Below are 20985 nucleotides of genomic sequence, written 5' to 3'. Positions count from 1 at the left end.
GTCTCCGTATCGCGTTCTGTCCCGCGATAGATGTGAGCTTCGTCAGGAGAACGCAATCCCCGCCCCTTATCCGCCGTGCTGTCATGGGCGGGAGCGGCGAAATGGCTGCCTGTCAATCGGAGGTACCCAGCGGCCGGGGCTGGCCGGCTCCTCGCTGCGCTTTACATGGTGCCTTTCGTCGCGCCATTGAAACGTTGCGATCCGCATGACATCGCCAAAGATGCTCAGGATCTGGATCATGGTCGGTCTCCTTTGATGCGATTAGACCGCCGCTGGCCTTGGCCTTCAAACGAGTATAATTTCCATTTCGGATAACCCTGGATTATGCGAAATGAAGCGCGGACGCCTACCATTGACGGCATTGAGGAGTTTTGAGGCGGCGGGCCGGCATCTGAGCTTCAGCCGGGCCGCCGAGGAGCTTTTCGTCTCGCAGGCGGCGATCAGCCGGCAGATCCGCGAGCTCGAAACCTTCCTGCGCCAGCCCTTGTTCGAACGTCACCATCGCCGCGTCGAACTGACGGATGCGGGCCGTCGGCTGCTCGCGCAATTGGTCAGGAGTTTCGATGACATCGACAGACTGCTTTCGGAATTGGTCGCTGTCCCCGCGCAATCCGTGGTTCGTGTCAGCGTCGAGCCGTCACTTGCTTCCGTGTGGCTGGTCCCCCGGCTCAACCGGTTTCGCCAATTGCGGCCTGACATCGATGTATCGCTCGAAGTCGACCCCAGGCTGATCGAATTCCGCAGCGATCAGCCTGAGCTTGCCCTACGCTTCAGCGCCCATGCCATCTCCTGGCCTCGCAGCCAGGCCGAGCGGCTTGCCTCGACGGTCGATTCACCGGTTCTGTCGCCGGCACTGCTTGCCTCGGGCCCTGCCCTTGAGAAGCCGATCGACCTTGCCCGCTACACACTTTTGCATGAGGAAAATCGCCAGGGATGGGCGCGCTGGTTCGAAGCGGCCGGCGTGCCCGCCGATGCCGTGCCGGCGCGCGGCCCGATGCTCGCAGACGCCTCGCTTTCAAAGCAAGCCGCCCTGCTCGGACATGGCGTGGCGCTGGGCGATCTCTTGCAGATCGGCGGGGAAGTTGCAGCCGGCGCGCTGATCAAGCCATTCGACATCGACGTTGCGTCCGGCGCCTACTGGCTGGTGGCGAGGGATTTGCGCTATCTTTCGGAACCGGCTGCGGCTTTCGCAGACTGGCTGAGAAGCGAATTTGCCGAAAGCCGGCAGGCGCTGACACGGCAGGCCTAAGCCGAATTTACGTGATTTCTAAGCGGGTTCTATTTCGGCTGCGCGCCGGATGATATTTCGCGCGGGTCGAATGTGACGGCAATTTCGCGCCAGGCTTCGTAGCTATCAGAATAAGCCGCTAATCCAGTGAAAGGTGCGCACCGGACAATTGACCGAACCGCGCTATCATTAAATCTCTTGTCCTGCGGCGCTTTCGCGGGGTTGAGTACTCTGGGCGCCGCCGCTAGCGAACCATCTCGGTTAAAGCTGATTTGGACGCGTGTAACCACAAATTCGTCGGCGACTGGGATAGTCCAGCAGCCAGCCAGCTTGTCAGAAAGGTACGCAGCAGCTTTCTGCCTTGAAGCGCTTTCTGATGCGGCCGCGTAGCTGCTCGTCACCACCGAAGCCGCAAGGCCCAAGGCTATAATCAACCAACGCAAGCGCTTCCTCCGTGATGGCCCTCGCAAAGCCCGGCGCAAGGTCAGGCCGCTTCTTCGGCGCGCTTCTTCTCGATCTGGCTGATGGCGTCGACCACGGCATCGAAGGTCAGCATGGTCGAGGCGTGGCGCGCCTTGTAGTCGCGCACCGGCTCCAAATATCTGAGGTCGGCGAAGCGCCCGTCTGGTGGTGCGCCGTTCTCCTTCAGCATCTTCAGCATGGTGTCGCGCACCGCACGCAATTCCTCGGCACTCGCGCCGACGACATGCTGCGCCATGATCGAGGACGACGCCTGGCCGAGCGCGCAGGCCTTCACGTCATGGGCGAAGTCGGTGACCACGCCATCTTCCATCTTGAGGTCGACGGTAACGGTCGAACCGCACAGCTTGGAATGGGCCTTGGCGGTCGCGTCGGGATGATCGAGCCGGCCGATGCGGGCGATGTTTCCGGCAAAACCGAGAATTTTCGCGTTATAGACGTCGTTGATCATTATTTTCCAATCCGTCGCCGCCAAGCGAACAGCGATTGCCGCTGCTGCGTCTTCCTTTCGCTCGCTGCGGTCTTATATAATGCGGGCAGTCCGGTAACGACAAGGCGATGAGCGTCACTGTCCTGGCCGGGAAGTTCACGCCGCTTACGGGGCTGGAAACGGGGCGAGTTTCCGACACCGAAAGGTCGTGGTCCGTTCAACTCGTTCCTCCCTGGAGAGGAACTACGGGAGACGCCTTTTATGGATGCCGTCATCAAGAAACTCATGCCCCAAGCCGCCTACATGGAAAAGCCGGTCACCGACCGGCCGAGCGAAGCTGAAGTCGAGGCTGCCGTGCGCACATTGCTGCGCTGGACCGGCGACAATCCGGACCGCGAGGGGCTGATCGATACGCCCAAGCGCGTGGCCAAGGCCTACCGCGAAATGTTCGGTGGCTACGACATGTGCCCGGCGGAGGAACTCGGCCGCACCTTCGAGGAGGTCGCCGGCTACGACGATCTCGTCATCGTCAAGGATATTCAGTTCCATTCGCATTGCGAGCACCACATGGTGCCGATCATCGGCAAGGCGCATGTCGGCTATCTGCCGGATGGCAAGGTCGTCGGCCTGTCCAAGATCGCCCGCGTCGTCGATATCTTTGCCCATCGCCTGCAGACGCAGGAAGCGCTGACCGCACAGATCGCCGGCGTCATCCAGGATGTGCTCAACCCTCGCGGCGTCGCCGTCATGATCGAGGCCGAGCACATGTGCATGGCCATGCGCGGCATCCGCAAGCAAGGATCCACCACGCTCACCTCCACCTTCACTGGCGTCTTCAAGGATATGCCCGAGGAGCAGGTTCGTTTTGTCACCATGGTGCGCGGCGGGGCGTAACGTCTAGGCCGATATCGCTAGGCCATGATCCCGAAAAACAGGGACCGGTTTTCGGATAAGATCATGGTCAAACAGGAAGATACACCGGCGATGTCGGCACTGGAATTTCCGAAAGCTCCATCAGACAAGAAGGCCCTGGAGGAAGGCGCGGTATTCTCACCGCGCTTCGACGCCGCCGGCCTTCTCACCGTCGTCGTCACCGATACCGAAGACGGCATGCTGTTGATGGTCGCGCATATGAATGCGCAAGCACTGGCGCTGACTCTGGAGACAGGCATCGCCCACTACTGGTCGCGCTCGCGCAACGCGCTTTGGAAAAAGGGGGAAACCTCCGGCAATTTCCAGCACGTCGTCGAGATGCGGACCGACTGCGACCAGGACGCATTGTGGCTGCGTGTGAAAGTGTTGGGCCACGACGCAACCTGTCACACGGGCCGGCGTTCATGCTTTTATCGGACGGTGGGGCTGATCGACGGCAAGAGGACGCTTGCCGACGACGGCAGCAAGCCGCTGTTCGATGCGGAAATCACGTATCGGAAGCCATCGTCTTGAACCTTCTGCCTCACACCAACCACACAGATTCACCATTTCGATACGGCCCGTCCGTATATTAGCCTTGGGACAAGGGAGATCATGATGCTCGAGTGGGCGTCATTGCGTAGCAGACCAGATGTCAGGGAGGCCAACGGCCTGACCTCTTCCGGCGGCGCGTCCGAAACGAAATCTCCCAGGAAGACAGGAATTTCGCTCGCCCTGGGCGGCGGTTGCGCCCGAGGTTGGGCCCATATCGGCGTGCTGCGCGCGCTCGATGAAGCCGGCATCGAAGTTTCGATGATCGCCGGCACCTCGATCGGCGCGCTGGTCGGCGGCTGTTATCTCGCCGGCAAACTGGATGAGCTGGAAGAGTTTGCCCGCAGCCTCACCAAGCGGCGCATCTTCGGCCTACTCGATCTCAATCTGCGCGGCAGCGGCCTGTTCGGCGGCATGAAACTGGATGCGCGTCTGCGCGAGCATGTGGCCGGCGTCCGATTCGAGGACCTGCCCAAGCCATTCGTCTGCGTCGCATCGGAAATCCGCACCGGTCACGAGATCTGGCTGTCGAGCGGCTCGATGATCACGGCCATGCGCGCATCCTACGCACTGCCTGGCGTGTTCGAGCCGGTGAATTGCAACGGCCGCGTGCTGGTCGACGGCGCGCTGGTCAATCCGGTACCGGTTTCGGTCTGCCGCGCCTACGAGCAGCCGCTCGTCGTGGCGGTCAACCTCCACTACGATCTGTTCGGCCGCGCCGCCGTTATAAAGCACAGCGCCGGCGAATTGGTTGTCGAAAAGGACGCGCCGCGCGCCGGCCGTGTCGACGCCGAGCACCATTCGCATCAGACACGCCTCGGCATCACCGGCGTCATGGTCGAGGCCTTCAACATCATCCAGGACCGCATTTCGCGCGCCAGGCTTGCCGGCGATCCGCCCGACATGTCGCTGCAGCCCAAGCTTAGCCATATCGGCCTTACCGAATTCCATCGTGCCGACGAGGCAATCCAGCTCGGCTACCAGGCGACGATGGCCCAGATCGGCGAACTGAGCCGGCTGCAGACCGTTCTCGCCTGACACATTTCGCCAAATGCATGCAAACACCTGAAGCGCGTCGACTCCACGCGACGCGCTTCAAACCACCCATGACCGAGGACTGATCACGCAGCTTCGGCAGTGGTGGCGGCATCCTGGGGTATCCCCGGATTCTGCTTCAGCATCAGAGCCAGGACCGCGCCAAGGAAGACCGCGGCGGCGGCGAACAATCCCGCCATACGCAATCCATTGACGACATCCGTTGCGCTGGCTGCCTCGCCACCCAAACCGACATTGGCGACGACAAGACTGGCGGCCAGACCCAATGCCGCGCCGATCTGCAGGGAGGTCGAGCCCAGCGCCGACGCCACGCCCTGTTCGTTGGCGGCAACTCCGGAAGCGGCGGCTACAAACAGCGTGGTAAAGGCGATGCCACCACCAAAACCATAGATGAGGATGCCGGGCAGCACGGCCCAATACGAACCGCCTGGCGACAGGGCGAGAGCGATCGCCACCAGCCCGACCCCATAGATGAGCATGCCGGCGAACATCGTGGCGCGTGTCCCCCAATTGTTGAGCAGCAGTGCCGCGCCCTTCCCGCCACCGATCATCGCCAGCACACCGAGCGGAACGAATGCCAGGCCGGCCGCGAGTGCATTGTAACCGAGCAGATTCTGAAAATAGGTCGTGAGAAGGTAGTAACCGGAACTCAGCGCCATGTGATGAAAGAAACTGACACTCATGGCCGTGACGAGGCTGCGATTGGCAAACAGCCGCAACGGCGCGAGCGGATCGCGCACGCGTTTCTCGATGAGAATGAAAGCACAGAGCAGCAGCACGCCAACCACAAGCGATCCGGCGCTGCGAGCCGTAGTCCAACCCGCTTCAGGCCCGCTGGCCAAGCCGAACACCAGCAACGTCGCGGCTGCCGTCACAACCAGCGCGCCCAGAAGATCGAAACCCCGCCTCTGGCCTTTGCCCACCGGATCGGGCGCCAGCAGCGCCGGCGCGGCGATCAGGGCAGCGCCCAAAGCCAGCGGAACGGTGAAGAAGAAGACCGCTTGCCACCCCCAGCCATTGGTCAGGACGCCCCCGATGATCGCACCGGCCGCCAGACCGCCGCTTCCCGTCGCACCCCAGACCGCGAGCGCCCGGTTGCGTTCGGCACCTTCCGCGAAGCTCGTGTTGATCAGCGCCAGTGTTGCGGGAAAGAGAAGCGCCCCGCCCAGGCCCTGAACTGCCCGAGCGACCACCAGCGTGAGCGCGTCGGGCGCAAATCCACCTGCAAAGGACGAAACGCCATAGAGCACGAGCGCCAGGATGAACATGCGCCGCGGGCCAAGCCGGTCAGCGGCTCGGCCGCCAAGCAAGAGAAAACCGCCAAAGGCCACGGCGTAAGCGCTTACCACCCATTGCAGCGACTGGGTGGTAAAGCCGACATCCCGGCCGATATCCGGCAGGGCGACATAGACGATGTTGTAGTCGATCGCGATTATGAACTGCGCGAATGCCAGCAGCGCGAGCCTGAGCCCGGACCAGCGTGGCGGTTGTGCGACGACATTTGAGCCCGGTGTGCTCAATGCGCCCGCATCGATTTGATTCAGCGATTTCTGCATTTTCAATCTTCCAGCCATGGGTTCCGCAGCCCGCTCTTGGTCAGCGAGGTGCGCATATGGCCTATGCTGGAGACGCCGTGTTCTTTTCGGAATTGGCATTTTTGACAAAGATTGTGCTAAACTTGCCATCCGGCGAAAAACGATACCGGGGAGTGCCGCGAATGCATCCATGTCGTGATCTGGCTGCCGGCCGATTTCTATTCGGCGGTTGTCTCGACGCTGGCCGAAATGTTCCAGCTCGTGAATGACGTCTGCGGCTCACAGGTTCTTTCATGCGAGTTCGTTTCCAGGGCATCACCGGCGACGTCGACGACCGGAATTTCCTTTCCCACGAAGCCGCAACCGTCCCGGAAAATGGACGTGTTGATTCTCATCGCGATGCCGGGTGTCGAGATTCCCGAGCTTCTGCGCTCGCTTGAGCAGGAGAGCGAACACTCGAAGCCGCTGATCGCACTTGCGCGACAACAGGAAGCAATCATCGCGGCACACTGCGGCGCATGCTATCTGCTCGCCGACACGGGCCTGTTGGACGGCAAACGTGCGACGATATCCTGGTGGCTGAAGTCCCACGTCATCAGCCGATTTCCGCAAGTTGAATGGGATTCTTCCCGCATGCTTGTCCGCGATGGTCGCCTCTACACCTGCGGCGGCGGATTTTCCGGGCTGGAACTCGCCAAAGCCTTGCTGGTCGATTTGGGCTTCGCGAAGGAGGAACGGATCGTTCGAAAGCTCCTCGTTCTTCCACCCTCGCGCAAATTTCAGAGCCCTTACGAATTTCCTCTCGAAGAACCTCCGAAGGAGCCCAATCCGCTGGAGAGCAAACTGCGTGAACTCGCCGAAAACAAGATACGGGAAATCGATTTGAACGTTCTGGCGGCGGGGCTTGGCCTGTCTGCGCGAACGCTGTCCCGCAGATTTGCCAGTGAGTTGAAGACGACGCCGGGAAAATGGATCCAGGAAAAACGGCTTGAAATGGCGAGGTCGCTGCTTGAGGCAACGAAGCTCAGCATTGCGGAAATCTGCTATCGCGTAGGCTACCAGGATGTCGCTTCGTTCAGTCGCACTTTTTCCAAAACGACCGGAATGGCGCCGGGCGAGTTTCGAAAGCAAATTCGATCATAGGCCGTCCCAACAACGGAGCCATGCTGACCATGCCTTTGCGATAAACTGATTGCAAAATGCAATTGGTTATGCTCGTTTACATCAGATTGAGCGGAGGCACACCGATGGCCAAAATCGTCTATTCCATGCTGACGTCTTTGGATGGCTACATCGCCGGGCCGGACGGGGACATTGGCTTGCCGGTGCCCGAGACGGAGCTGCACCAGCACTTCAACGACATGATGAGGCAGGCATCGGTCGTTCTTGCAGGACGGCGGATGTATGAGACGATGCGCTTCTGGGACAGCCCTGACCGCGAGACCGGCGCCACCGAGGTAGAGCGGGACTTTGCCCATGCCTGGCGAGATACGCCGAAGATCGTCTTCTCGACCACGCTGCGCCAGGTCGGGCACAATGCCCGGCTGGTCGAGAGCGACGCCTTGGCCACGGTGAAATCTCTCAGGACGGAGACGGATGGCCTCGTCATCCTCGGCGGCGCTGATCTTGCCGCCTGTCTGGCACGAGCCGGGCTCATCGACGAATACCGGCTCTATATGCATCCTGTGGTGCTGGGTGGCGGCAAGCCATACTTCCAGTCCGGCCTGTCGTTGGCGTTGAGGCCGCTTGGCGCGGAGAGCCTTCCCCAAGACGTGACACTGCTGCGTTATGTGCCGGCCGGCCAGGCTGCGTAGCTTCAGGCGGCTACGCCCTCGCCGCATCGACAATGCGAAATTGCACCGTGCGGTTGCCGTTCCAGTAATTGCCCGACAGCGAGCCGGCGACATGCACGGTCTTGCCGCGGTTCTTGAACAGGAATTCGCCAAGAGCGGTGTCGACGGCACGAAAGGCGATCGCCTGGATACGGCCCCCGCTGTCCGACTGCAATTCGCAGCGGATGTGGTTGGTGCCGACCGGCCGGGCGTCGGCCAGCCGATGGCGCGGCAGCACGAAAACCGGTGCAACGTGGCCGGCGCCGAAGGGGCCGGCCTTTTCGAGCGCATCGAGCAGGCTGAGCGTCGCGCCTTCGGCCGCAAGCGCGCCGTCAATCGCCAGGCTTTCCTCGTCCTGCAGCCGAAACACGTCGGCGGCCGCCCGCTCCTCGAAAAACGCCCTGAGTTCGCCGAGCCTCGCGCGCTCCACGGTAATGCCGGCCGCCATGCCATGACCGCCGCCCTTGACGATCAGCCCGGCATCGGCGGCCTCGCGCACCAGCCGGCCGAGATCGAAACCCGAAACCGAACGGCCCGAACCGGTACCGATGCCCACGGAATTGAAGGCGATGGCGAAAGCCGGCCGACGCGCATGATCCTTCAGCCTCGAGGCGAGCAGGCCGACAATGCCGGGATGCCAATTGTTGCTGGCGGTGACGACGATCGCCGGGCCGTTACCACCGGCAAGCTCGGCATCCGCCTCGGCACGCGCCGCGGCCAGCATCTCCTGCTCCATCTGTTGCCGTTCCTGGTTCAGCCGGTCAAGCGTCTCGGCGATGGTCCGCGCCTCGACCGGGTCGTCCGTCGCAAGCAGCCGGCTGCCAAGCGCCGCATCGCCGATGCGGCCGCCGGCATTGATGCGCGGTCCGATCAGATAGGCGAGATGGAAGGTGCTGATCGGCTCGCCGATGCGCGACACCCGCGCCAATGCGGCCAGCCCCTCATTCTTTTGCTGGCGCGCCACTTGCAGCCCTTTGACGACGAAGGCGCGGTTGACGCCGGTGAGCGGCACCACGTCGCAAACGGTGGCGAGCGCGACGAGATCAAGCAGCGAAAGCAGGTCGGGCGGCGCGACATCGCTCAGGCCACGCAGGACTTTTGCGGTCTGCACCAGGGTGAGGAAGACAACACCGGCGGCACACAGATGCCCCTGCCCGGAAAGATCGTCGTCACGGTTTGGATTGACGACGGCAATTGCCGCCGGCAACGCGCCGCCGACCTGATGGTGATCGAGCACCACGACATCGGCGCCGGCTTCATTGGCCGCATCGACGGACACGGCACTGTTGGTGCCGCAATCGACGGTGACGATCAGCGTCGCGCCGCGCGAGACGAGTTCGCGCATGGCATCGGGATTGGGGCCATAGCCCTCGAAAATACGATCCGGGATATAGATTTCCGACGGTATGGAGAAATGCGCCAGAAACCGCTTCAGCAAGGCCGACGACGCGGCGCCGTCGACATCGTAATCGCCGAAGATCGCAACCTTTTCCCTCGCCATCACCGCCGCGGCGATGCGGGTGGCGGCTTTGTCCATGTCGGTCAGCGAGGCCGGATTCGGCAACAGGTCGCGGATCGTCGGATCGAGGAAGCGCTCGGTCTCATCGGCGGTAACGCCGCGTCCGGCAAGCACGCGCGCGACGATGTCTGGCACGCCGTGGCCTTGCGCGATGGCAAGCGCGACCATGTCCTGCCGTTCGGTCAGCCGATGCTCCCAGGAGAGACCGGTCGCCGACTGCCTGACATCGAGGAAGAGGCGCCTTTCGCCCGTCATGCGCTTTGCCAATTCATGGTTGGCCGCAGGATAATGCATGTCGCCCAAAAGTGTGCAGCGGTTTTGGGACAACGACATGCACAAACAACAGCCTAAAGCGCGTCGCGTGAACGCAACGCGCTTCAGGGCCAAAGGCGGGCAAAGCCAAGCGGTTCGCGGCGGGTGGCATCGCGGGAAAATTCAAGAAAAACTACGCTTTCCGCTTTTCAGCCTGGCGCCGGATCCATTCGTCGGCTGCATCCCCCATCGTCTTTTCCCGACCGTCCTTGAGCCAGGCCATGAAAGGTCGATCGAACCTGAACGCATCGCCGCATTCGCGGGTGAAAAAGCGGCGCACATTCTGGGTGTTGCGATAGGATTTCGTGATGGGCGTGGCACGCGAAATCGGATCCGCGTGCCAGTCGAACGCTTTCATCGTCAATCCTTGCGCGGCCAGGGTTCAGATGCAGCCAATGGCTAACGACTGCGATGCGGCTTCGCAAGCAGGTCTAGAACTTATCCAGATCCTGGTGCCGGGCCTTGATCTCGCGCACAGTCCGTGACGACGAGCGCAACACGATCGTGTGCGTGGTGATGGTGGTGCGGCCGAACTTGACGCCGGCCAGCATGTTGCCGTCGGTGACGCCGGTGGCCGCGAACAGCACGTCGCCGCGTGCCATGTCTTCCGCATGGTAGATTCGCTTTGGATCGGAAATGCCCATCTTCGCCGCGCGGGCCATCTTCTCGGGTGTGTCAAGCAGAAGCCGGCCCTGCATCTGGCCGCCAGTGCAGCGCAGTGCGGCCGCGGCCAGCACGCCCTCGGGCGCACCGCCGGTGCCGAGATAGATATCGATGCCGGTTTCTTCCGGGTCGGTGGTGTGGATGACGCCGGCGACGTCGCCGTCACCGATCAGCCGGATGGCGGCGCCGGTGGCGCGCACGGCATCGATCAGCTTGGCGTGGCGCGGCCGGTCGAGGATGCAGGTGGTGATGTCGGACACGGCGACACCTTTGGCCCGGGCCAGGCTCGCTATGTTTTCGGCCGGCGAGGCATCGATGTCGATGACGCCTTCGGCATAGCCCGGACCAATGGCGATCTTGTCCATATAGACGTCGGGTGCGAACAGCAGGCTGCCCTTCTCGGCGATGGCGATGACGGCAAGCGCGTTGGGCAGGTTCTTGGCGCAGATCGTGGTGCCTTCGAGCGGATCGAGCGCGATATCGACTGCCGGACCTTTGCCGGTGCCGACCTCCTCGCCGATATAGAGCATCGGCGCCTCGTCGCGCTCGCCCTCGCCGATCACCACCGTGCCCTTGATGGCAAGGCGGTTGAGCTCCTGGCGCATGGCGTCGACGGCGACCTGGTCGGCCGCCTTCTCGTCGCCGCGCCCGCGCAGCCTGGCGGCTGCCACGGCGGCCCGTTCGGTGACGCGCACCAATTCCATGGTGAGTATCCGGTCAAGGCCGGCGACAATGTTCTGGGCCACATTCATTTTCGGGAAATCCTCGTTCGCATAGCGCCTCCCGCCGGAGGCGCGCCTGTTTTGTCAAACGAGCATGACAACGGCAAGACCTGCCGGATGTTTTATCGAAAGGCCAGCAATATCAATCGATTGAACCGTATTCTCAACAAGATTGTGGCCCGGTCGGAAACGACCGGGCCACTTTGAAGACGCCCAAATTGTGGGTCTCGCGATCTAGAAAACCGCGAGGTATTTGAGCAGCGAAATGATGCCGATGATGATGACGATAACCTGCACGATCTGCCGCATCCTGGCGTCGAGCGGCAGGCGCTGCACCAGATAGAGAACGAGAATGATGACGAGAAATGTGATCAGAATGCCGATTAGCATGGATGAAGCCATGATGCCCTCCTGGAAATGATTTCCTGAAACGGGAGCCGGCAACGCCGGCTCAAGGCCGGCGCGCTCAATACCAGCGGCGCGACGTCTCGTTGTTCAACGACTGGCCAACGGCAATCCCGGCCAGAAAGCCGAGCAGGCCGATCACGCCGACCACGGCGGTCGTCGTGCCCGGATTTTCGCGCGCGACCTCGGAAACCGCCTGGGCCTGGCTGCGCAGCTGCTGTGCTGTGCGCGATGCCCGCGCCGCGGCCGTCTCGTAGAAATCCGAAGCCTGCTCGCTGGCGTCGTCGAGCATTTCCGCGCCCCGCGCCGAAATGCTCTTGTTGATCTTGGTGATCTCCTTGCGCAGTTCGGCGATCTGTTTTTCCAGCGTCTTCTGGATGTCGTCGATGTGCGGGGTGTCGGATTTGTTGGTATCGGCCATGAAGCGGCTCCCTTTGGTTGCTGACCAAGAGAACGGCGCCGCAACGATTTCGTTCCGGCTTATTCGCGGCTGGTCGCCATCCGGTCGACCGCAAGACCGGTGGGGATTCTTGCCCCAGGGACAGAGCTACCCTGCCCGCTCGATGCGGATGACCTGCGGCTTGTCGGTCAGGTGACCGTCCTTGGTGATACCGTCAACAGCCTTTCGCACGGCGGCCTCGGTGGTCTCGTGGGTGACGAGGATCACTGTCTTCTGCACCGCCGCCTCGCCGCTGATTGCGTGCTGGACGATCGATTCCAGCGAGATATCGTTGTCGGCCATGCGCTTGGCGATCGCGGCGAAGACGCCAATGCGATCATGCACGGTCAGCCGGATGAAATAGCCGCCGGCATGGCTGCGCATCTGCGCCTTCTTGTAAGGCCTCAACTCCTTCGCCGGCCGGCCGAAGACCGGGCCATGCTGGAAGCCGGGCCGGCTCTTGGCGATGTCGGCGACATCGCCAATGACGGCCGAGGCGGTGGCATTGCCACCGGCGCCGGGGCCGGAGAGCAGCAGTTCGCCGAGGATGTCGGTCTCGATCGCCACCGCATTGGTGACGCCGTGCACCTGCGCGATGACAGAGGCCGTCGGCACCATGGTCGGATGCACACGCTGCTCGATGCCGCTTTCGGTGCGTTGGGCAACGCCCAGCAGCTTGATCCGGTAACCGAGATCGCCGGCCGCGCGGATGTCTGCCTGGGTGATGTTGGAGATGCCTTCCATATAGATGTCGTTGGCGGCGATCTTGGTGCCGAAGGCAAGGCTGGTCAGGATCGACAGCTTGTGCGCGGTATCGTGGCCTTCGATGTCGAAGGTCGGATCGGCCTCGGCGTAACCCAGCCGTTGCGCATCCTTCAGGCAGGCATCGAACGAGATGCCCTCTGCCTCCATGCGGGTCAGGATGTAGTTGCAGGTGCCGTTCAGAATACCGAACACGCGGGTGACCGAGTTGCCGGCCATCGCCTCGCGCATCGTCTTGATGACGGGGATGCCACCCGCCACCGCCGCTTCGTAGTTGAGCAGCACACCCTTCTTCTCGGCGATCTCGGCCAACGCCACGCCATGCTTGGCAAGCAGCGCCTTGTTGGCGGTGACGACATGGCGGCCGGCCTCAAGCGCCGCCTTAACCGACAAGCGCGCCGGCCCTTCGTCGCCGCCGATCAGTTCGATGAACACGTCGATATCGGCGGTCTGCGCCATCTTGACCGGATCGTCGAACCATTTTGCCGAACTGACATCGACGCCACGGTCGCGTTTCGGGTCGCGCGCTGAAACCGCCGACACGACAATGTCGCGCCCGCATTGCCGGGTCAGCTCAGCCGCCTTGTCGCGCAGCACGCGCGCCACCGACGCACCGACCGTGCCAAGACCGGCAATTCCAACACGCAGTGCTTCAGCCATGGAAGGCGACGTCCCTCAAATCAGATTGAATTTTTGCTTACCGGTGGGCGGACAGCGGCACCACGTTGTTGGGCTGCTTGGCACTGGTCGACAGGAAGCGCTTGATGTTGCGCGCCGCCTGGCGGATCCGGTGCTCATTCTCCACCAGCGCCACGCGCACGAAATCATCGCCATGTTCGCCGAAGCCGACACCGGGCGCCACCGCCACGTCGGCGTGCTCGATGAGCAGCTTGGAGAATTCGAGCGAGCCGAGATGCTTGAACGGCTCGGGGATCGGCGCCCAGGCGAACATCGAGGCCGCAGGGGCCGGAATGTTCCAGCCGGCGCGGCCGAAGGCATCGACCATCACGTCGCGGCGCTTGTGATAGATGTCACGCACCTCGGCGATATCGGCGCCGTCGCCATTGAGCGCATGGGCCGCCGCCACCTGGATCGGCGTGAAGGCGCCGTAGTCAAGATAGGATTTCACCCGGGTCAGCGCCGAGATCAGCCGCTCATTGCCGACGGCAAAGCCCATGCGCCAGCCGGGCATGGAGAAGGTCTTCGACATCGAGGTGAACTCGACGCAGACATCGATGGCGCCCGGAACCTGCAGCACCGAGGGCGGCGGGTTGCCGTCGAAATAGATCTCGGAATAGGCAAGGTCGGACAGGATGATGATGTCGTTCTTCTTCGCGAACGCCACCACGTCCTTGTAGAAATCGAGCGAAGCGACCAGCGCCGTCGGGTTCGACGGATAGTTGAGGATCAGCGCCAGCGGTTTCGGGATCGAGTGGCGAACACCGCGTTCGAGCGCCGGGATGAAACCATCATCGGGCTCGACCTGCAGCGAGCGGATGACGCCGCCCGACATGATGAAGCCGAAGGCATGGATCGGATAGGTCGGGTTCGGGCAAAGGATCACGTCGCCGGGCGCGGTGATCGCCTGCGCCATGTTGGCGAAGCCTTCCTTCGAGCCGAGCGTGGCCACCACTTGCGTGTCGGGGTTGAGCTTCACGCCGAAGCGGCGCTGGTAATAGGCGGCCTGGGCGCGGCGCAGCCCCGGAATGCCGCGCGAAGAGGAATAGCGATGCGTGCGCGGATCGCGCACCACTTCACACAATTTGTCGACGATGGCCTTGGGCGTCGGCAGATCCGGATTGCCCATGCCGAGGTCGATGATGTCAGCGCCGCGCGAACGGGCGCTGGCCTTGAGCCGGTTGACCTGCTCGAACACGTAAGGCGGAAGCCGGCGAACCTTGTGAAACTCTTCCATGGCAGTTCCAGACAGCAAAAGGGGTGTTGGGCGCGCGCTATATACTCATTTGCAGGTAGGGTCGAGGGCGGGGTCGCATTTGCCTTCGATCTGCTTCAGCGTCTGCGGGCCATGCTTCTTGGCCAGGTCCGTCAGTGCCGCCTGATTGCTGGCAGCGCCACCACCGCTTTTGGCGCCCTGCGCGTTCTCGTCGGCCTTGAGTTCGGCGAGCTTGGCGTTCGTCTCGGCTGGCGTGAATTGTTTGTTTGCCACTTTGGGCGGGATGTTCAGGTTCGGAAAGGTGCCGGTGTCCTTCGGGCCTGCATTGTCGGCCATGGGCACCGGACCGCTGCTGTTCGTGCTCGAACACCCGGCGATTCCCAACAGGACGATCGCCGCGCCGATGCGGCAAAAGCGTGCGGCGCCAAAAAAAACAGTCTCGCCAATATTAATCGTCATATTGTTTCCTTGGCAGCCGAGGTAGAGCGAGATTGGACCCTGTCGGATGTCCCATGTTAATATGTCAAGAAAACGCTTCGGGAGGAACCCCGCGAACCATGTCCAAAACACCCGATTCGGGCAAAACGGAAGATGACGAGCCTTCGACCGTCGAGCAATATCTGGTGAAGGATCCGGAGCGCTTCGCCTTGAATATGGCGCGCATGGTCGAGCAGGCCGGCAAGGCGGCGTCCGCCTGGGCCGAACCGCGCGAACGCGGCGAAGTGCGCGACCACGTCGCCGAGCCGGTCGTCGACATGGTCAAGACCTTCTCCAAGCTCAGCGAATACTGGCTTGCCGACCCGCAGCGCGCGCTCGAAGCGCAGACGCGGCTGTTCGCCGGCTATATGACCGTGTGGGCGAACGCCATCCAGCGCGTCAGCCCCAACGCTGAAGGCCCCGACGATGCGGTCAAGCCGGAGCGCGGCGACAAGCGCTTCCAGGATCCGGAATGGGGCCGCAATGCCTTCTTCGATTTCCTCAAGCAGGCCTATCTCGTCACCTCGCGCTGGGCGTCCGAACTGGTCGAGCACGCCGAAGGTCTAGACGAGCATACCCGTCACAAGGCGAGCTTCTACGTCAAGCAGGTGTCCAACGCCATCTCGCCGTCGAATTTCATCCTGACCAACCCGGAACTGTTCCGCGAAACCGTCGCCTCCAATGGCGAGAACCTGGTGCGCGGCATGAAGATGCTGGCCGAGGACATCGCTGCCGGCAAGGGCGACCTGAAACTGCGCCAGGCCGACTATTCGCCCTTCGAGATCGGCCGGAACATCGCCACCACGCCCGGCAAGGTGGTCGGCCGCAGCGATGTCGCCGAGATCATCCAGTATGATCCCTCCACCGAGACGGTGCTGAAGCGCCCGCTGCTGATCTGCCCGCCCTGGATCAACAAATTCTACATACTCGACCTCAACCCGCAGAAATCCTTCATCCGCTGGGCGATCGAGCAAGGCCACACCGTCTTCGTCATCTCGTGGATCAATCCGGACGAGCGCCACGGCGCCAAGAGCTGGGAAGCCTATATCAGGGAGGGCCTGCAATATGGCCTCGACACGATCGAGAAGGCCACCGGCGAACACGACGTCAACGCGATCGGCTACTGTGTCGGCGGCACGCTGCTGGCGGCGGCCTTGGCTTTGATGGCTGGGGAAGGCGACGACCGCATCAAATCGGCGACCTTTTTCACCACGCAGGTCGACTTCACCCATGCCGGCGACCTGAAAGTGTTCGTCGACGAGGAACAGGTCGCGGCGGTGGAAAGGTCGATGAACGAAAAGGGCTATCTCGACGGCACCAAGATGGCGACCGCCTTCAACATGCTGCGCTCGGGCGACTTGATTTGGCCCTATGTCGTCAACAACTACATGCGCGGCAAGGATCCTCTGCCCTTCGACCTGCTCTACTGGAACGCCGATTCGACCCGCATGGCTGCGGCCAACCACTCTTTCTACCTGCGCAACTGCTACCTCGATAACACGCTTTCGCAGGGCACGATGGAACTCGCCGGCCACACCATCTCGCTGGGCGACATCACCATCCCCATCTACAACCTCGCCTCGAAGGAAGATCACATCGCGCCGGCGCTGTCCGTGTTCCTTGGCTCGAAATATTTCGGCGGCAAGGTCGACTATGTCATGGCGGGCTCCGGCCACATCGCGGGCGTCGTCAATCCGCCCGCATCCAACAAATACCAGTACTGGACCGGCGGCACGCCAACAGGCGATTTCAACCAGTGGATAGCCAGCGCGACCGACCATCCCGGATCCTGGTGGCCGCACTGGCAAAGCTGGATCGAGGCCAAGGACAACACCCGCGTGCCTGCCCGCAAACCCGGCAAGCATATGAAAACCTTGGGCGATGCTCCCGGCAGCTATGTGAAGGTGCGTGTGTAACGGACTGTAATGTCTGGTGAGTTGACGGCCCGGTAAAAGCGGGCGAAATGGTGTCGTCAACCATCAAGCAGCCGTAATTCGGCAATCACTGCAAAAATACTTCCAGGCTTGCGGATTTGACACAGGTCTCGTTTCCGGATCGGAGACAAAGGTCACCTCGGCGCAGACATCCTAGGGCTGCGTCAAGGGCATACCGACCGGACATCGAGGGGGAATTTGACTTTGAAATCAGCAGGATGGAGCCTCGCAAAGGGAGAACGCCGCGCCATCGTGGCAGCGCTCTGCGCCCTGCTCCTGGCTTCCTGCACATCGGCCGGCGACCCGACAATGTCGGTCGGCATGCCCGGTTACAACACCTCTTCCTCGGACATGAATGCGGCCGCCACCGGCAAGCCGATCGCCACCGCCGATTCGACATCGCAGACCACGACCACGCAGACGACCGTGATGAGCGAAGGCGACACGGCGCTGCCCGAAAAGGTCGCCTATGTACCGGTGGCCAAGCCCGCAGCCGCCTTTCCACTGACAACGCCGGCCGGCGCTGAAACGATCGCGGGACAAACGCCGCAGGCCTTGCAGCAGCCGGTCCAGACGGCGCAGCAGACCGACGCGGTCGCCCAGAAGATCGCCGCCGCCGATGCCGCTGTGACAACGCCAAAGCCGGCCGCGGCACCAGCGATGAACAATCCGGTCTATGTGACATCAGGCGAGGCGCCGCAAGCCGACGCGCCGAAGAAAAAAGGCTTCCTGGCCTCGATGTTTGGCGCCACGCCCGCTTCGGCGACGCCGGCGCCGCTGGTCAACACGCGGACAGGCGAACAGCCGGCCGCACAAGCCAAGCCGGCAGCGGCGGCAAAGCCGATCATCACTTTGGCCTCGGCCGACTCCACGGCAAAGCCGATACAGTTGGCTTCGACCGGCGGCGAAGCCGGTCACATCACGGGCGGCGATGCCTTGCCCGGCGTGCGCCAGACCGCCCTGTTCGAGATCAAGCGCAAATCCGGCCTCGACGACGAAAGCGACGTCGACCTCAATGAGGACGAGGGTCCAATCGGCGGCTCCTATCAGGTTGTGTCCGCCGCCGGCATGGCCCGGCTCGCGCCCAACGGGCTGCTCAAGCAGAACGAGACCGTCGACGTCGCCTGCCTGAAACCGTCGCTGGTGCGCGTGCTGAAGACGATCGAAGGCCATTACGGCCGCAAGATGGTGGTCACCTCGGGCTATCGCGACCCGGCCCGCAACCGCCGCGCCAACGGCGCCAAGAATTCGCTGCACATGTACTGTGCCGCCGCCGACATCCAGGTGCCCGGCGTCTCCAAATGGGAGCTGGCGAGCTACATCAGGACCATGCCCGGCCGCGGCGGCGTCGGCACCTATTGCCACACCGAATCGGTCCACGTCGACGTCGGCCCCGAGCGCGACTGGAACTGGCGCTGCCGCCGGCGCAGCGGCGGTGGTGGCGACGGCTAACGGCATTCACGCGCCTAGACTGGGCGTGTTAGCGGCCAAGATCGTTCCGCCAGCATTGTCCCAGCCTCCCGAACATTCGAGATTGGCCGAAGCGTCCCTCACTTCGTCATCCACGGGCGGAGCAGGAGCGAAGCTCCGTCGCGAAGACCCGAGGATCCATGCCGCGCCCTGGCCAAAGAGCGCTGCGGAACCGAATTCTGCACCGCTGCGGCGTTTCAAAAGTCGCGGCATGGATTCTAGGGTCTGCGCCGCGTCGCTTCGCTCCTTGCTCCGCCCTAGAATGACGAACCGATGGGGTGTCTCGGCTAATGATCAGCCGTGCAGCCGTGACGAAACACCCGTGTTTCCAAAGACCGGAAAAAAGTTGTCTAAGGCGGCAACTGACGGGTTGCCGGTTGCGCACAACGTCAGTATAAGCCGCTTCGTCTGAGCGCGCCCATCGTCTAGCGGTTAGGACACCGCCCTTTCACGGCGGTAACAGGGGTTCGATTCCCCTTGGGCGTACCAGATCTTCCCAAAGACATGCCATCGACAATGTGCACGACGTATCCGCGTCGAGCTTGGTGGAAACGCGCCGTTAACATCGTTGGCGGGTGGCAGTATGTCGCTCCAGCTCGAAAGTGTAAGTTCTGCATGCTCTCAGCCGTGGAGGCGGGAATGAACTTGCTGCGAACATCGCTTTTGGGAATAGCCATCGTCGGCCTGGTAGGACTATCGGCCGTACACGCTGAAGATAAGCCTGTTCCGCCAAATGGCGAAGGAACGCCACTGCAGCCGCCAATTCATTGCGAGGGGCAAAATTGCCTGCCTCCGGCCGAAGACCCCGTCCTCGACTGCAAGGGCCAGGATTGCAAACCGGCGCCGGCGACCGACCAGACACCGGGCCCGGAGATCCAAAAGGTCAAGTAAATGGCATCAGCCAGTGTCTGAGATTCCGTGAGAGCCGGAAAAACGGAACGGATCAATCCGGAACCATCGGCGCCGGCTCTTCGCACCGGTACACCATGCACTGACCGTCACTGGCCGGGACATGGTCAACCATCGGCACGTAAGGAGGATCGCACTCATTGCCGAACTGGCGGACATAGCGATCATAGGTGCTCGGTCCGGTGCTCAGCACAGCGGCATGTTGGCTCTGGATCAGTGCCTGAGTCTGTGCACACGTCATCTTGCGCGTATCAGGCCGGGCGTTGGCGAAATTTGTAGCGGCAATCACCATCGCTGCCGTGCAAAGCATAGTCCTGCGTGTGGGCATCGTGGCATCCTCGCAAAACCTGGTACCAGCCAAATTCGCATCTTGTGATGCAGTTCCGCAACGTGGTGCTGTCACGATGCAGCGAGCGGGCCACCACCGCCTCGATTTTGGCACGGCCTGAGCCTCCACCGCGGTGACGAGCGGATCAGCTTCGTTCTAGGGCCGCATTTGGTCATGAACGATGCTGGGGAGAAGCCATCAGCGCCTGTTCGCGCAACCACGCCCAAGTCCCCAGCACATCGACATCCCACAGCCGATCCCGGGTGGAAATCGCATACCATCCACGCCCCGCGTCAAGCATGTGCTCGTATGGCTGTACGAGGGCTCCTGAAGCGATCGCCTCGCCTGCCAAAGTCAGGCTGCCCAGCGCCACGCCCTGGCCTTGCTCGGCGGCCGCAAGCGCCAGATCGCTGTCGCTGAAATTCGTTCCGTGCCAGGTCCCGTTCGGCTCGACGCCGATGCTGCGCAACCAGTCCGCCCAGCCGGTCGGGCGCTCGTCGTGAATGAGCGACGCGCCAAGCAGGTCGGTGGGCGCGCGCAGCGTGCTGGCCAGATCCTTCGTCGTGACAGGTGACAGAAAGTCCCTGGCAATCAGCAGGCTTTCACAGCCTTCGGGAGGCGCGTCCGCGTAGACGATCGCGAGGTCAAGTTCCATGGTCTCGAAATCGACAGGCGCGCCGCTGGTGTCCAGCCATGGTTCGCAGGCCGGCACCGCCGCCCGCAAGGCCGGCAGGCGATGCAGCAGCCAGCGCCGGCTGAAATCGCGCGGCGCATAGATCACGACGCTGCCGGGCTTTCGATAAGGTTCCAGACGCCGGTAGCCCTCCTCCAGAAGATCGAGGCAGCGGCGCACCGTGCGCTGATAATCGCGTCCGGCATCGGTCAGCCGCACTTCGCGGCCGAAGCGCATGAACAGCGGCTGGCCGATATGGCCTTCGAGCAGGCGCATCTGGTGGCTGATCGCCGACTGGGAGAGGCCCAGCTCCTCAGCGGCGCGGCTGAAGCTTTCCAGGCGCGAGGCTGCCTCGAACCCTTTCAGGAACTGCGTCGGCGGAATATGCCGGAACTTCACCATTCATGAATTCCATTCACTGAAGTCAGGAATCCTTCTCAGTTGTACGGCGGC

22 protein-coding genes and 1 tRNA gene are annotated in these 20985 nt (G+C 62.4%); 10 read left to right on the top strand and 13 right to left on the bottom strand.

Features of this window, described 5'->3' with window-relative positions:
- Positions 1 to 81: 81 nt before the first annotated feature.
- Entirely contained in the window at positions 82 to 240 is a 159-nt protein-coding gene (locus DBIPINDM_RS34675) for a hypothetical protein (RefSeq protein ID WP_258583432.1), read from the bottom strand.
- A gap of 91 nt (positions 241 to 331) precedes the next feature.
- Here DBIPINDM_RS34675 and DBIPINDM_RS34670 point away from each other — a divergent pair, with 91 nt between their 5' ends.
- Complete coding sequence (locus tag DBIPINDM_RS34670) at positions 332 to 1249, top strand: LysR substrate-binding domain-containing protein (RefSeq protein ID WP_258583431.1); 918 nt, start codon at positions 332 to 334, stop codon at positions 1247 to 1249.
- A 463-nt stretch (positions 1250 to 1712) separates the two neighbouring features.
- Here DBIPINDM_RS34670 and DBIPINDM_RS34665 read toward each other — a convergent pair whose 3' ends face one another.
- Positions 1713 to 2159, bottom strand: a complete 447-nt coding sequence (locus DBIPINDM_RS34665; RefSeq protein WP_258583430.1) for an iron-sulfur cluster assembly scaffold protein — start codon at positions 2157 to 2159, stop codon at positions 1713 to 1715.
- A gap of 240 nt (positions 2160 to 2399) precedes the next feature.
- Here DBIPINDM_RS34665 and folE point away from each other — a divergent pair, with 240 nt between their 5' ends.
- The 3 genes from folE to DBIPINDM_RS34650 all read left to right on the top strand — a co-directional run bounded on the left by folE (position 2400) and on the right by DBIPINDM_RS34650 (position 4640).
- Complete coding sequence (gene folE / locus DBIPINDM_RS34660) at positions 2400 to 3032, top strand: GTP cyclohydrolase I FolE (protein ID WP_258583429.1); 633 nt, start codon at positions 2400 to 2402, stop codon at positions 3030 to 3032.
- A gap of 90 nt (positions 3033 to 3122) precedes the next feature.
- Positions 3123 to 3584, top strand: coding sequence for a phosphoribosyl-AMP cyclohydrolase (gene hisI / locus DBIPINDM_RS34655; RefSeq protein WP_258589419.1), 462 nt, complete (start codon positions 3123 to 3125; stop codon positions 3582 to 3584).
- An 81-nt stretch (positions 3585 to 3665) separates the two neighbouring features.
- Positions 3666 to 4640 carry a patatin family protein gene (locus DBIPINDM_RS34650; protein ID WP_416361732.1) on the top strand — a complete coding sequence of 325 codons (975 nt, stop codon included), beginning with the start codon at positions 3666 to 3668 and terminating at the stop codon, positions 4638 to 4640.
- Between the two features lie 83 nt (positions 4641 to 4723).
- On the opposite strand, the gene DBIPINDM_RS34645 is transcribed toward DBIPINDM_RS34650, so the two are convergent.
- Positions 4724 to 6385, bottom strand: a complete 1662-nt coding sequence (locus DBIPINDM_RS34645) for an MFS transporter (RefSeq protein ID WP_258583427.1) — start codon at positions 6383 to 6385, stop codon at positions 4724 to 4726.
- Between the two features lie 3 nt (positions 6386 to 6388).
- Here DBIPINDM_RS34645 and DBIPINDM_RS34640 point away from each other — a divergent pair, with 3 nt between their 5' ends.
- Positions 6389 to 7336, top strand: a complete 948-nt coding sequence (locus tag DBIPINDM_RS34640; RefSeq protein WP_258583425.1) for a GlxA family transcriptional regulator — start codon at positions 6389 to 6391, stop codon at positions 7334 to 7336.
- A gap of 104 nt (positions 7337 to 7440) precedes the next feature.
- Positions 7441 to 8007 carry a dihydrofolate reductase family protein gene (locus DBIPINDM_RS34635; RefSeq protein WP_258583424.1) on the top strand — a complete coding sequence of 189 codons (567 nt, stop codon included), beginning with the start codon at positions 7441 to 7443 and terminating at the stop codon, positions 8005 to 8007.
- A gap of 10 nt (positions 8008 to 8017) precedes the next feature.
- On the opposite strand, the gene recJ is transcribed toward DBIPINDM_RS34635, so the two are convergent.
- The 8 genes from recJ to DBIPINDM_RS34595 form a co-directional block, all read right to left on the bottom strand.
- On the bottom strand, positions 8018 to 9799 hold the full coding sequence (gene recJ, locus DBIPINDM_RS34630) for a single-stranded-DNA-specific exonuclease RecJ (protein WP_258583422.1): 1782 nt from the start codon (positions 9797 to 9799) through the stop codon (positions 8018 to 8020).
- 190 nt (positions 9800 to 9989) lie between these two features.
- Positions 9990 to 10214 (bottom strand): DUF6434 domain-containing protein, encoded by a 225-nt coding sequence (locus DBIPINDM_RS34625; RefSeq protein ID WP_258583421.1) that lies wholly within the window; start codon positions 10212 to 10214, stop codon positions 9990 to 9992.
- A gap of 73 nt (positions 10215 to 10287) precedes the next feature.
- Positions 10288 to 11271, bottom strand: a complete 984-nt coding sequence (gene glpX / locus DBIPINDM_RS34620; RefSeq protein WP_258583420.1) for a class II fructose-bisphosphatase — start codon at positions 11269 to 11271, stop codon at positions 10288 to 10290.
- A 204-nt stretch (positions 11272 to 11475) separates the two neighbouring features.
- Entirely contained in the window at positions 11476 to 11643 is a 168-nt protein-coding gene (locus DBIPINDM_RS34615; protein ID WP_095199965.1) for a Thivi_2564 family membrane protein, read from the bottom strand.
- 64 nt (positions 11644 to 11707) lie between these two features.
- Positions 11708 to 12067, bottom strand: a complete 360-nt coding sequence (locus DBIPINDM_RS34610; RefSeq protein WP_258583419.1) for a hypothetical protein — start codon at positions 12065 to 12067, stop codon at positions 11708 to 11710.
- 126 nt (positions 12068 to 12193) lie between these two features.
- Positions 12194 to 13507: a homoserine dehydrogenase gene (locus DBIPINDM_RS34605; RefSeq protein ID WP_258583418.1), complete on the bottom strand. Its 1314-nt coding sequence runs from the start codon at positions 13505 to 13507 to the stop codon at positions 12194 to 12196.
- Between the two features lie 37 nt (positions 13508 to 13544).
- The gene (locus DBIPINDM_RS34600) at positions 13545 to 14762 is read right to left on the bottom strand and encodes an LL-diaminopimelate aminotransferase (protein WP_258583417.1); all 1218 of its coding nucleotides are present in this window, start codon (positions 14760 to 14762) and stop codon (positions 13545 to 13547) included.
- A gap of 45 nt (positions 14763 to 14807) precedes the next feature.
- Positions 14808 to 15200: a hypothetical protein gene (locus DBIPINDM_RS34595; RefSeq protein WP_258583416.1), complete on the bottom strand. Its 393-nt coding sequence runs from the start codon at positions 15198 to 15200 to the stop codon at positions 14808 to 14810.
- 98 nt (positions 15201 to 15298) lie between these two features.
- Here DBIPINDM_RS34595 and phaC point away from each other — a divergent pair, with 98 nt between their 5' ends.
- The 4 genes from phaC to DBIPINDM_RS34575 all read left to right on the top strand — a co-directional run bounded on the left by phaC (position 15299) and on the right by DBIPINDM_RS34575 (position 19513).
- Positions 15299 to 17134, top strand: a complete 1836-nt coding sequence (phaC, locus tag DBIPINDM_RS34590; protein WP_258583415.1) for a class I poly(R)-hydroxyalkanoic acid synthase — start codon at positions 15299 to 15301, stop codon at positions 17132 to 17134.
- A 216-nt stretch (positions 17135 to 17350) separates the two neighbouring features.
- Complete coding sequence (locus DBIPINDM_RS34585; RefSeq protein WP_258583414.1) at positions 17351 to 18604, top strand: YcbK family protein; 1254 nt, start codon at positions 17351 to 17353, stop codon at positions 18602 to 18604.
- Between the two features lie 432 nt (positions 18605 to 19036).
- Positions 19037 to 19111 (top strand) — tRNA-Glu (locus tag DBIPINDM_RS34580).
- 150 nt (positions 19112 to 19261) lie between these two features.
- Positions 19262 to 19513 carry a hypothetical protein gene (locus DBIPINDM_RS34575; RefSeq protein ID WP_258583413.1) on the top strand — a complete coding sequence of 84 codons (252 nt, stop codon included), beginning with the start codon at positions 19262 to 19264 and terminating at the stop codon, positions 19511 to 19513.
- A 52-nt stretch (positions 19514 to 19565) separates the two neighbouring features.
- On the opposite strand, the gene DBIPINDM_RS34570 is transcribed toward DBIPINDM_RS34575, so the two are convergent.
- Positions 19566 to 19859: a hypothetical protein gene (locus tag DBIPINDM_RS34570; RefSeq protein WP_258583412.1), complete on the bottom strand. Its 294-nt coding sequence runs from the start codon at positions 19857 to 19859 to the stop codon at positions 19566 to 19568.
- Between the two features lie 172 nt (positions 19860 to 20031).
- Positions 20032 to 20934 carry a LysR family transcriptional regulator gene (locus DBIPINDM_RS34565; protein WP_258583411.1) on the bottom strand — a complete coding sequence of 301 codons (903 nt, stop codon included), beginning with the start codon at positions 20932 to 20934 and terminating at the stop codon, positions 20032 to 20034.
- Positions 20935 to 20985 lie beyond the last annotated feature (51 nt).

The sequence above is a fragment of the Mesorhizobium sp. AR02 genome (genome assembly GCF_024746835.1).
Classification (GTDB): Bacteria; Pseudomonadota; Alphaproteobacteria; order Rhizobiales; family Rhizobiaceae; genus Mesorhizobium.
Note: the sequence above shows the minus strand (reverse complement) of the source record. Positions and strands in the feature narration are given on the sequence as shown.

Bases quoted from the DNA above. Each gene is read 5' to 3' on its own strand.
- recJ (WP_258583422.1), bottom strand. From the start codon at position 9,799: ATGACGGGCGAAAGGCGCCTCTTCCTCGATGTCAGGCAGTCGGCGACC.
- folE (WP_258583429.1), top strand. From the start codon at position 2,400: ATGGATGCCGTCATCAAGAAACTCATGCCCCAAGCCGCCTACATGGAA.
- DBIPINDM_RS34615 (WP_095199965.1), bottom strand. From the start codon at position 11,643: ATGGCTTCATCCATGCTAATCGGCATTCTGATCACATTTCTCGTCATC.
- DBIPINDM_RS34650 (WP_416361732.1), top strand. From the start codon at position 3,666: ATGATGCTCGAGTGGGCGTCATTGCGTAGCAGACCAGATGTCAGGGAG.
- DBIPINDM_RS34635 (WP_258583424.1), top strand. From the start codon at position 7,441: ATGGCCAAAATCGTCTATTCCATGCTGACGTCTTTGGATGGCTACATC.
- DBIPINDM_RS34610 (WP_258583419.1), bottom strand. From the start codon at position 12,067: ATGGCCGATACCAACAAATCCGACACCCCGCACATCGACGACATCCAG.
- DBIPINDM_RS34605 (WP_258583418.1), bottom strand. From the start codon at position 13,507: ATGGCTGAAGCACTGCGTGTTGGAATTGCCGGTCTTGGCACGGTCGGT.
- glpX (WP_258583420.1), bottom strand. From the start codon at position 11,271: ATGAATGTGGCCCAGAACATTGTCGCCGGCCTTGACCGGATACTCACC.
- DBIPINDM_RS34575 (WP_258583413.1), top strand. From the start codon at position 19,262: ATGAACTTGCTGCGAACATCGCTTTTGGGAATAGCCATCGTCGGCCTG.
- DBIPINDM_RS34670 (WP_258583431.1), top strand. From the start codon at position 332: ATGAAGCGCGGACGCCTACCATTGACGGCATTGAGGAGTTTTGAGGCG.
- DBIPINDM_RS34675 (WP_258583432.1), bottom strand. From the start codon at position 240: ATGATCCAGATCCTGAGCATCTTTGGCGATGTCATGCGGATCGCAACG.
- DBIPINDM_RS34600 (WP_258583417.1), bottom strand. From the start codon at position 14,762: ATGGAAGAGTTTCACAAGGTTCGCCGGCTTCCGCCTTACGTGTTCGAG.
- DBIPINDM_RS34595 (WP_258583416.1), bottom strand. From the start codon at position 15,200: ATGACGATTAATATTGGCGAGACTGTTTTTTTTGGCGCCGCACGCTTT.
- hisI (WP_258589419.1), top strand. From the start codon at position 3,123: ATGTCGGCACTGGAATTTCCGAAAGCTCCATCAGACAAGAAGGCCCTG.
- DBIPINDM_RS34570 (WP_258583412.1), bottom strand. From the start codon at position 19,859: ATGCCCACACGCAGGACTATGCTTTGCACGGCAGCGATGGTGATTGCC.
- DBIPINDM_RS34565 (WP_258583411.1), bottom strand. From the start codon at position 20,934: ATGGTGAAGTTCCGGCATATTCCGCCGACGCAGTTCCTGAAAGGGTTC.
- DBIPINDM_RS34665 (WP_258583430.1), bottom strand. From the start codon at position 2,159: ATGATCAACGACGTCTATAACGCGAAAATTCTCGGTTTTGCCGGAAAC.
- phaC (WP_258583415.1), top strand. From the start codon at position 15,299: ATGTCCAAAACACCCGATTCGGGCAAAACGGAAGATGACGAGCCTTCG.
- DBIPINDM_RS34625 (WP_258583421.1), bottom strand. From the start codon at position 10,214: ATGAAAGCGTTCGACTGGCACGCGGATCCGATTTCGCGTGCCACGCCC.
- DBIPINDM_RS34645 (WP_258583427.1), bottom strand. From the start codon at position 6,385: ATGGATGCATTCGCGGCACTCCCCGGTATCGTTTTTCGCCGGATGGCA.